This window comes from Halomonas sp. 707D4, from assembly GCF_024158685.1.
GTDB lineage: Bacteria > Pseudomonadota > Gammaproteobacteria > Pseudomonadales > Halomonadaceae > Vreelandella.
The window spans coordinates 1-9364 of record NZ_JAMZBD010000080.1 but is presented as its reverse complement, the minus strand read 5'-3'; the positions used below and the strand labels follow the sequence as shown (position 1 = coordinate 9364).

General features: G+C 65.9%; 11 protein-coding genes. 6 read left to right on the top strand and 5 right to left on the bottom strand.

Annotated features, from left to right (window positions below; all coding sequences use genetic code 11):
• Together BIS11_RS05445 and BIS11_RS05440 are read left to right on the top strand one after the other, a co-directional pair.
• Positions 1-977 (top strand): sodium/solute symporter (locus tag BIS11_RS05445; RefSeq protein ID WP_253585800.1); only part of this gene is annotated, 977 nt, incomplete at its 5' end.
• Between the two features lie 140 nt (positions 978-1117).
• Entirely contained in the window at positions 1118-1747 is a 630-nt protein-coding gene (locus tag BIS11_RS05440) for an OmpW family protein (protein ID WP_253420228.1), read from the top strand.
• A gap of 66 nt (positions 1748-1813) precedes the next feature.
• Here the strand turns inward: BIS11_RS05440 and BIS11_RS05435 are convergent, their stop codons facing one another.
• A complete protein-coding gene (locus BIS11_RS05435) occupies positions 1814-2146 on the bottom strand; it encodes a YqcC family protein (protein WP_253420225.1) in 333 nt (110 codons plus the stop codon).
• Positions 2147-2403: 257 nt separating this feature from the next.
• On the opposite strand from BIS11_RS05435, the gene BIS11_RS05430 reads away from it, so the two are divergent.
• The 4 genes from BIS11_RS05430 (at position 2404) to BIS11_RS05415 (ending at position 5452) form a co-directional block, all read left to right on the top strand.
• Positions 2404-3441 (top strand): DUF3549 family protein, encoded by a 1038-nt coding sequence (locus BIS11_RS05430; RefSeq protein WP_253420223.1) that lies wholly within the window; start codon positions 2404-2406, stop codon positions 3439-3441.
• Positions 3442-3526: 85 nt separating this feature from the next.
• On the top strand, positions 3527-3967 hold the full coding sequence (locus tag BIS11_RS05425) for a RimK/LysX family protein (protein ID WP_253420221.1): 441 nt from the start codon (positions 3527-3529) through the stop codon (positions 3965-3967).
• A gap of 41 nt (positions 3968-4008) precedes the next feature.
• The gene (rimK, locus tag BIS11_RS05420; RefSeq protein WP_227390826.1) at positions 4009-4917 is read left to right on the top strand and encodes a 30S ribosomal protein S6--L-glutamate ligase; all 909 of its coding nucleotides are present in this window, start codon (positions 4009-4011) and stop codon (positions 4915-4917) included.
• An 88-nt stretch (positions 4918-5005) separates the two neighbouring features.
• Positions 5006-5452, top strand: coding sequence for a hypothetical protein (locus tag BIS11_RS05415; RefSeq protein WP_253420219.1), 447 nt, complete (start codon positions 5006-5008; stop codon positions 5450-5452).
• Here BIS11_RS05415 and BIS11_RS05410 read toward each other — a convergent pair.
• The 4 genes from BIS11_RS05410 to sufD form a co-directional block, all read right to left on the bottom strand.
• Complete coding sequence (locus BIS11_RS05410) at positions 5449-6273, bottom strand: vancomycin high temperature exclusion protein (RefSeq protein WP_253420217.1); 825 nt, start codon at positions 6271-6273, stop codon at positions 5449-5451. The two genes, BIS11_RS05415 and BIS11_RS05410, sit on opposite strands and share 4 nt — an antisense overlap.
• 17 nt (positions 6274-6290) lie before the next feature.
• Positions 6291-6860, bottom strand: coding sequence for a putative Fe-S cluster assembly protein SufT (sufT, locus tag BIS11_RS05405; protein ID WP_253420215.1), 570 nt, complete (start codon positions 6858-6860; stop codon positions 6291-6293).
• Between the two features lie 4 nt (positions 6861-6864).
• Positions 6865-8127, bottom strand: a complete 1263-nt coding sequence (locus tag BIS11_RS05400) for a cysteine desulfurase (RefSeq protein ID WP_253420213.1) — start codon at positions 8125-8127, stop codon at positions 6865-6867.
• Between the two features lie 12 nt (positions 8128-8139).
• A partial coding sequence (gene sufD, locus BIS11_RS05395) for a Fe-S cluster assembly protein SufD (protein WP_253585799.1) occupies positions 8140-9364 on the bottom strand: 1225 nt, incomplete at its 5' end.

Genomic DNA, 9364 nt, shown 5'->3' with positions numbered 1-9364 from the left:
TCATCACCCTTGGCGTGGTCCTGATCTACACCGTGGTGGGCGGTTTCCTGGCGGTCAGCCTGACCGACTTCGTGCAGGGCTGCATCATGATGCTGGCGCTGATCATCATGCCGGCGGTGGTACTGTTCGGTGAAGGTGGCGGCGGCTTCACCCAGGCGTCTGACACCTTGAACAGCGTTGACCCCACGCTGCTCTCCTGGACGGCGGGGCTGACCTTCATCGGCTGGCTCTCGGCGGTGACCTGGGGGCTTGGCTACTTCGGCCAGCCGCACATCATCGTGCGCTTCATGGCGATCAGAAACCTCAAGGACGTGCCGACGGCGCGCAACATCGGCATGAGCTGGATGGCGATCTCGCTGATCGGCGCGGTGTCGCTGGGCCTCTTCGGACGCGCCTACGCGGTGCGTAACGGCATGACCGTGGACAACCCCGAGACGATCTTCATCATCCTGGCGGACCTGCTGTTCCACCCGTTGATCACCGGCTTCCTTTACGCGGCGCTGCTGGCGGCGGTGATGAGCACCATCTCGAGCCAGCTGCTGGTCGCCTCCTCCTCGCTCACCGAGGACTTCTACCGGCTCTTCTTGAACAGGAACGCCTCCGAGAAGCAGACCGTGACCGTGGGCCGGATCAGCGTGGCGCTGGTGGGCATCGTCGCGGCGATCATCGCCTCGGACCCGGAGTCCCAGGTGCTGGGGCTGGTCAGCAACGCCTGGGCCGGCTTCGGCGCGGCCTTCGGTCCGCTGATCCTGCTGTCATTGATGTGGAAGCGTACCAACGGTTCCGGCGCCATCGCCGGGATGGTGGTGGGTGCGGCGACCGTGATGATCTGGATCGCGCTGGGCTACAACGCCGAGTTCTTGGGCGGCCCCGGCGTCTACGAGATCATTCCCGGCTTCATCGCCTCGCTGATCGCCATCGTGGTGGTCAGCCGTGCCACTGCCGACGCCAACGAGTATCGTCACATCGAGCGCTGAGCGCTCTCGCAGCTTCAAGGCCGCCTTCGGGCGGCCTTTTTCGTGGCCGATTGTTCCAGGTCAATAACCGCCGACTCGCCAGCCGATACCCTGTGACCACGCCTTCCACATCGCGTCACCACCTATCGAGGAGTATCGACATGGGCCACAAAACGCTCGTCACCTTCATTGCCGCAAGTCTTGCGCTGGCCGCCAGCAGCCAGGCGCTCGCCTACGGCGCGGGCGATCTCTATACCCGCATCGGTGTGGCCAAGGTGTCGCCGAAAAGCGACAACGGCACGCTCGACACGGCCCTTGGCGAGCTTGGCGTGGACGTTCGGGACAAGAGCGACTTCGCCTTCACCCTGGGCTACCGTTTCACCGACAAGCTCGGCGTCGAGCTTCTGGCCGCACTCCCCTTCGAGCACGACATTCGCCTGAACGACGCCAACATCGCCTCCACCAAGCACCTGCCGCCGACGCTGACCCTTCAGTACTACCCGCTGGGCGGCACGCTGTCTCGCGTTCAGCCCTACCTGGGTGCCGGGGTCAACTACACGCGCTTCTCAAGCGAACAGGTGGATATCGACGGCGTGGGCCTCGAGCTGGACGACAGCTGGGGCGTGGCCGGCCAGCTCGGGGTGGATCTCGTGATCGACGAGCACTGGGCACTGAACGCCGCCGCCTGGTATCTGGACATCGACAGCGACGCGACGGTGGCCGGTGAAAGCGCCGGGCGCGTGGAGATCGATCCGGTGGTGGTGATGGCGGGGCTCAGCTACCGCTTCTAGGCGGCCCTGAAGAGCAAAGCGGCCCGGCACCTGGCAAGGTGGCGGGCCGCTTTCGTTAGCACGCGGCTAGTTCTCGGTGACCAGCGTGTCGACGCGCTCGACGGCCTGGATGACCAGCAGCTGGTCGCTGGCGCGCTTTTTCTCCTGCTGCAGGTAGGCCGCCATGGCGGGGGCCACCTCGCACTTGGCAGGCATCGGCGCGCCGGCATCGATCAGCGCGTTGAGCCTTGCGATGAACACGAAGCGTATCCACTGGGGCAGCGACATGGTATCGACGCAGAACGGCTCGCGGCTTTCGAAGGCCTGGGGCTCGGGGGTGGGCATTCGCCAGAGGTCGGCGGCTTTCATGGCGGCTTCGAGCTCGAGCAGCGCCTTGGCAAGCGATTGATGAACGCTCATGGGCTCCTGGGAAGGTCGGTGCATGGAGCGCCCATTATCGCCTTTCTGACCCTGGGTTGCCATGCGCGCAAGCCCGACCTTGGTTACTCACAGATTCACAGAAAACCTGCAAGAGGCTGTGGATAAACTCTGGAAAGATGGCGTAGCGCCAGCCGGGACGGGTACTCTCACGACTTGTTCACTTTTTGATCGCTCAACGAGGCTGACAGTATGCGCCGGTCAAGGTAGAGTGCAGGCCTGCGAAAGGGAAGGTAGCTATGCAAGCACTCAACACGCTCGGCGAATTCTTCGAGCGAAGCGGCGCCGAGGTGGCGCTCTATCACATGGGCCGGCGCGTGGCGCCCTGCCGCTCCGAGACGCTGGCGGGCTTCGAGCGCGGCGAGCAGCCGTGGCCGGAGCCCTGGCAGGGCCAGGCGCGCATCGCCGCGCTGTTTCGTATCGGCGACATGGCGGAGCCGGCGGTGTGGTTTCTGGCCCTGCCGCTGGACGAGCAGGGCCTGCTCTCCCCCGCCTCGCGCGATGGCTTCTTGAATCGCCTGGTGGAGACGCTGGGGCGCAACGTCGCGACGCTGGGCCAGGGCGAGGCCGCCCGGGTCGAGCACTTCATGCAGGACAACCCGCTGGCCTTCACGCCGAGCCTGCCCTTCCAGGCGATGCTCAATGCCCGTGCCACCGCCGACCAGAACCTTCCCGCCAGCCAGCACTTCGAGCCGGTGGAGGCCTACCTGAGCGGCCAGCAGAGCATCGACTGGCAGGCGCTGGGGCTCCAGGGCGTGGCGGACTTCGCCGTGCGCAGCGACGCCGCCGCGCAAGACACCCTGGCGCGCCTGATAGGCGAAGAGCGCTTCGACGCCGAGGTGATTCGAGCGCTCTGCCTGTGTTTCGAGCACTGTACGCCGAGCGACGCCCTGGTCACTGCGCTGATCGACCGGGGCGAGCGCGCCGCGCACGCCGGCGACGTCGAGACCCTGTGCGCCTGCGTGCGCGGTGTGGGCGCCAGCCCGCTGGCCGCCGTCGGCGCCTGGTACCAGAGCCTGCTCGAGGATACCGATGCCTGCGGGCCGGATCTGCTGGCGGCCATTGCCGGGCGCGGCTGGACGCTTCTGGAAGACGCCACGCGCCTGCCGCTCTTCTTGACGCGACTCGCCGAGCGCCCCGACGCCAATTTCGCCGGCGTGGTTCGCGACATCGCGCTGATTCCCCGCCTCAGGCTTCTGGTGTTGATGACCTTGCGCGACGCCCCCGAGGGCGGGGCTATCCATGCGCGGCTGGCGAATATCGCCCCGCGCCACTAACGTTGATACAGCGGATTTCGTTTTCTTCGCCAGGCGTGATGCCGACCATCGCGCCGCGCGGATGACCTGCACGTGAGGAGCAATCGTGAAGGAACTACCCTACCAGGCGAAAGCCGTCATCGGGCGGCGCGAGATGGTCACGCTGCCCGAACTCGGGCTTCATCTTTGCTGCAAGGCCGATACCGGCGCGCGCACCTCGGCCCTTCACGCTGAGGAGATCACCACCGAAGAGGATGCCAACGGCCAGCTCTGGATCAGTTTCATTACCCATAGCGGCGGCCCGGATACCCCGGGACACCGCTATACCCTGCATCTGCACGACCGCCGGCGCGTCACCAGCTCCAACGGTCACAGCGAGTGGCGCTACGTGATCCGAACGCCGATGCAGCTTGGCGACCTCCACTTTCCCGTGGAGCTGACGCTGACCGACCGCAGCAACATGCGCCACCCCATGCTTCTCGGGCGTCGCGCCATGCGCCGCTTGCTGGTCGCCCCGGGTGCCGCCTTCCTGCACGGCGAACCCTGACTCTTTCCAAGACGCGTCACCCTTCTAGCCCGGAGTTTTGAATGCACATTGCCCTGCTATCGCGTAACCGCAACCTCTACTCGACTCGTCGGCTGATCGAGGCCGCGGAAGCGCGCGGTCATACGGCACGGGTGGTCGATACGCTGCGCTGCTACATGAGCATCGCCGCCCACCACCCGTCGATCCATTACAAGGGCGCAGAGATCGAACGTTTCGATGCGGTGATCCCGCGCATCGGCGCCTCGATCACCTTCTACGGCTGTGCGGTGCTGCGCCAGTTCGAGATGATGGGCACCTACGTGGTCAACGACTCGGTGGCCATCACCCGCTCGCGCGACAAGCTGCGCTCGCTGCAGCTTCTGTCGCGCAAGGGGCTCGGGCTTCCGATCACCGGCTTCGCCCACTCCCCGGACGATATCCCCGACCTGATCACCATGGTCAAGGGCGCGCCGCTGGTCATCAAGCTGCTGGAGGGCACCCAGGGCATCGGCGTGGTGCTCGCCGAAACCAACCAGGCCGCGGAATCCGTGGTCCAGGCGTTCATGGGCATGAAGGCCAACATCATGGTGCAGGAGTACATCAAGGAGGCGCGCGGGGCGGACATTCGCTGCTTCGTGATCGGTGACAAGGTGGTCGCCACCATGAAGCGCCAGGCCGCCGAAGGCGAGTTTCGCTCCAACCTGCACCGCGGCGGCACCGCCAGCGTCATCCGCATCACCCCGGAGGAGCGCTCGACGGCGATCCGCGCCGCCAAGGCGATGGGACTGCAGGTCGCAGGCGTCGACCTGCTGCGCGCCAACCACGGCCCGGTGATCATGGAGGTCAACTCATCGCCGGGGCTTCAGGGCATCGAGACCGCGACCGGCAAGGACATCGCCGGGATGATCATCGAGCATATCGAGAAGAACGCCACCGCCACGCGCAAGGTGCCGCCCAAGCCTAAAGGCTAAGGCCGAACGCCGAAAATAATCCGCGCAAGGGGTGGCAAAAGAGCGCCACCCCCGCCACAATTTGCGTCACCGAAGGAGGTAGACGCTCATGTTTCTTGATAATCGCCAAGTGGCGATGGACAGCGTGCTGGAAGCGCTGGCCGACAGTATTGACTATTTCCAGGACAACCTCGAACGCCTGCGCCCTTCGCTGCGCGACGCGCTGAAACCCTACTACGCCGAACGCCTGAAGCAGATGCGCACCCTGCAAGGGCTTGCGCGCACCCACCTCAAGATGCTGCCCCGCGATGCCGACGTCGAGCGCGACGACTTCCTGTGGCTCTGGAGCCGCCTGAAAAGCTTCGTGGGCAACGATAGCCAGGTGTTGATCGGCGAGCTGCTGGAGCAGGAACGCGTGCTGATGCAGGCGCTCTCCACCCTTTTCACCCACCCGCTGCCCGAGCCCATCGAGCCCGTCATCGACGAGTGCATGAAGGCGTGCCGCCAGCTGATTCGCGAGCTCTACAACCTGCAGAAGCAGCGCATCAAGCGCTAGTCGCGCCCCGGCTCCGGCGTGTCGATGCCTTCTTCGGTGGCACGTTCGTCGTCGGGCTCGCGAGTTGGCGCTGGTGCCGGTGCGGTCTCGAACAGCGGCACGCGGTAGACCAGCGGTGCCGGCGCGCGCTCATTGAGCGCTTCATCGACGGGGTCGTCGACCAGCTCGATGGGCTCGACCGGCCCGAGGAAATAGGGCTTGCGCCCCCACAGGTAGAGATCGCCCAGCGTCGCGACCCGGGCGGCCACCTCGCGCAGCCGCAGTCGCCACTCACCCGCCACCCGGCGCTGTTCCGCCACGCAGCCGGTGACTTCCATGCCGAGCGAACGCGCGATGTAGACCGCCCGCGGCAGATGCCAGCTCTGGGTCACCAGCACCGCCTGTTCGAGCTGAAAGACGTCGCGCGCCCGCGCCAGGGTGTCATAGGTGCTGAAGCCGGCGAAATCGAGCGTCATCTGGTGGGAAGGCACGCCGCGCCGGTGCAGCTCTCGCCACATGGCGCGCGGCTCGTTGTAGGCCTGGGTCCGGTTGTCGCCGGAAAGCAGGAGATGGTTGACGCTGAGGCGATGGATCAGGTTCGCCGAGGTACGCATGCGGGCGTTGAAATGCGGATTCTTGAGCCCGCTGCGCGTCCAGTTGGAGGTGCCGAACACCACCGCCACGTCGCCCGGACGGCACTGCTCGACACGGCTGTCGATATAGCGGGCGGTGCTCGCCAGCACCCAGAGGTTGCAGGCCACGAACACGAAGGCCGCCAGCAGCCCCAGGGCCGCCAGCGCTACCAATACCCACCTGATCGCGCGCATCACCTGGCTAGGCATCGCGCGACGTACACGGCTTAGAACATCCCGAGCTCAAGCTTGGCCTCATCACTCATCATGTCCCGGCTCCAGGGCGGGCTGAAGACGATTTCGGTGTGCACCTTCGAGATCTGCGGCGCGCCGAGGATCTTGCTGCGCGCGTCGGCGGCGATCACCTCGCCCATGCCGCAGCCAGGGGCAGTCAACGTCATGCGAACGGTCACCATGCGCTCACCAGAAATCAAGCGATCGATCCGGCAGCCGTAAACGAGCCCCAGGTCGACGATGTTGACCGGAATCTCCGGGTCGAAGCAGGTGCGTAGTTGATCCCACACGAAGGCCTCGATTTCCTCCTCGCTTGCCGACTCGTCGAGGGTCGGCGTCGGCAACGGCTCGAGCCCCAGCGCATCCAGGTGACGCCCCTCGATCAGGTAGAGGCGCCCTTCGAAGCCCACGCTGACCGAGCTGCCCTTGGCCTGCATCACGCTGACCTCGCTGTCCTCGGCCAGGGTCTGGACGGTGCCGAAGGGAATGGCGATCGCCTCGACGTCGCGCTGCAGCGGCAGTTTCTGGCCGCGCGAGAGGCTCGCGACTTGCTCGATATCCATACGCTTATCTCACCATGCCGATGACGCGCTCGAGGGCGGCGACGAAGACATCGACCTCCTCGAGCGTATTATACGCCGCGAACGAGGCCCGGCACGTCGCTTCCACGCCGAAATGGTGCAGAAGCGGCTGGGCGCAGTGATGGCCGGTGCGAATCGCCACCCCGAGCTGGTCGATCAGAAGCCCGATGTCCTGGGAGTGGGCACCGTCCACCACGAAGGACAGCACCCCAGCCTTGTGCGGCGCGGTGCCGATGATCTTGAGCCCGTCGATGCGACCCACGGCGCGCGTGGCGTGATCGAGCAGAACCGACTCCCACTCGCCGATGGCCGCGACGCCGATCTCCTCGACCCACGCAAGCGCCCGTCCCAGGGCGATCACCTCGGCGATCGCCGGCGTTCCCGCCTCGAACTTGTGGGGCGTCTCGGCGAAGGTGGTGCCGGAGGGCTCGAAGGAGACGGTCTTGATCATCTCGCCCCCGCCCTGCCAGGGCGGCATGGCGTCCAGCAGCGCTTTCTTGCCGTAGAGCACGCCAACCCCGGTAGGGCCGTATACCTTGTGGCCGGAAAACGCGTAGAAATCGGCGTCGATGTCCTGCACGTCGATCGCCTGGTGGGGGGCGGCCTGGGCACCGTCGATCAGGATGACCGCGCCCTGCGCATGGGCGAGGCGCGCCATCTCCTTGACCGGGTTGATGGTACCCAGAGCGTTGGAGACGTGGTTGACCGCCACGAGCTTCGTGCGCTCGCCAAGCAGTGACCGGTAAGCCTGCATGTCGAGCGCCCCGCGCTCGTCCACCGGAATCACCTTGAGGGTAACACCGCGCTCGGCGGCCAGCAGTTGCCAGGGCACGATGTTGGAGTGGTGCTCCAGCATCGAGATCAGCACTTCGTCGCCCGGGCCGAGATTCTGGCGCCCAAAGCTCTGGGCCACCAGGTTGATCGCCTCGGTGGTACCGCGAGTGAAGACGATCTGGCGAGCATCCTCGGCGTTCAGGAACGCCTTGACCCGGGCGCGGGTGGCCTCAAAGGCCGCCGTCGCCTCGTCGGCCAGCGTATGCAGGCCGCGGTGGATATTGGCATTGAGCCGCGCGTAGTAGTCGCCGAACACGTCGATGACCGCCTGAGGCGTCTGGCTGGTCGCGGCGTTGTCCAGGTAGACCAGCGGCTTGCCGTGCACTTCGCGGCGCAGTATCGGGAACTGCGCGCGCAGCGCTTCGACGTCGAACCTGGCGCCGGCGCGGAGTGTGTCAATCGCGGTATCGGACATGTTGGCTCCTGGTTACTCGTTGAGCGCGGCGGCGGCTTCGACCAGTCCTGCCAGGTTGAAGCGCTCCGGCAGCTTGCCCGCCACGGCGAGTTCCACCCGCTCGGCGATGGCATCCAGCGCCACCTGCTCGAGCACCTCACCGGCAAACGCCAGGGTCAGCAGGCCACGGGCGGTGGCCTCGTCGATGCCGCGGGTACGCAGGGCGTAGACCGCGTCCTCGTCGAGCTGGCCGGTGGTGGTACCGTGGGAGCACTTGACGTCGTCGGCGTAGATCTCGAGCTCGGGCTTGGCGTCGATCTGGGCGCGATCCGAAAGCAGCAGGTTCTGGTTGCTCTGGAAACCCTCGATCTTCTGGCTGTCGCGTTTGACGTAAACGCGGCCGTTGAACACGCCGTGGGCGCGATCGCCGAGGATGCCCTTGTAGTTCTCGTTGGAGAAGGTCAGCGGCGCGTTGTGGTTCACCTTGGTGTGGTTGTCCACGTGCTGGCGACCCTGGCCGAAGAACAGCCCGTACAGGTTGGTATAAGCGTTTTCGCCGTTGAGATCGCTGATGATGTCGTTGCGCGCCAGTGCCCCGCCCAGGTTCAGGTTGTAGGAGGTGTAGACGCTGTCGCGGCTCTGCTCCACGTGGATGCTCGCCACGTGGAAGTCCCCGACCGGCGCTTCCTGAAGCTTGTAGTGATGCAGGATCGCGCCGCGATCGAGCATCAGTTCCGCCACCACGTTGGTGAAGTTGGCGGCGTTCTCTTCGCCGGCGTAGTGCTCGATCACGGTGGCTTCACTGCGAGCGCCGGCCTCGACGAGAATGCGCGGGTGGCACATCACCGCCTCGCCCTCGCGAGAGAGAAACTGCAGCACGATCGGCTTCTCGACCACGGTGTTCGGAGCGATGCGCACCACCGCGCCCTCTTCCATGAACGCGGTGTTGAGCGCGGCGAAGGCCGAGAAGTCGACGCCGGTCAGCCGACCCAGCGGCCCGCCCACGGCTTCGTGGTTCTCGGCAAGCGCCTTGGAAAGCGGCATCACCTGCACGCCCTGGGGCAGCGCCTCGATATCGGAAAGCCCGGGGGCGAAGACGCCATCGACGAAAGAGAGCCTGTGCGCCTCGACGGGCAGCGCCAGCGCCGCCGCCTGGGCCTGGGAGAAAGCAACGTCATCGGCGAGCTTGAAGTTGCCCTGGGCGATGGCACGCACGTCGGTGTACTTCCACTCCTCGTCGCGGCGGGTGGGAAAGCCC

Coding starts and splice junctions, on each gene's coding strand:
- BIS11_RS05440 (WP_253420228.1), top strand. CDS start 1,118: ATGGGCCACAAAACGCTCGTCACCTTCATTGCCGCAAGTCTTGCGCTG.
- BIS11_RS05435 (WP_253420225.1), bottom strand. CDS start 2,146: ATGAGCGTTCATCAATCGCTTGCCAAGGCGCTGCTCGAGCTCGAAGCC.
- BIS11_RS05430 (WP_253420223.1), top strand. CDS start 2,404: ATGCAAGCACTCAACACGCTCGGCGAATTCTTCGAGCGAAGCGGCGCC.
- rimK (WP_227390826.1), top strand. CDS start 4,009: ATGCACATTGCCCTGCTATCGCGTAACCGCAACCTCTACTCGACTCGT.
- BIS11_RS05415 (WP_253420219.1), top strand. CDS start 5,006: ATGTTTCTTGATAATCGCCAAGTGGCGATGGACAGCGTGCTGGAAGCG.
- BIS11_RS05410 (WP_253420217.1), bottom strand. CDS start 6,273: ATGCCTAGCCAGGTGATGCGCGCGATCAGGTGGGTATTGGTAGCGCTG.
- sufT (WP_253420215.1), bottom strand. CDS start 6,860: ATGGATATCGAGCAAGTCGCGAGCCTCTCGCGCGGCCAGAAACTGCCG.
- BIS11_RS05400 (WP_253420213.1), bottom strand. CDS start 8,127: ATGTCCGATACCGCGATTGACACACTCCGCGCCGGCGCCAGGTTCGAC.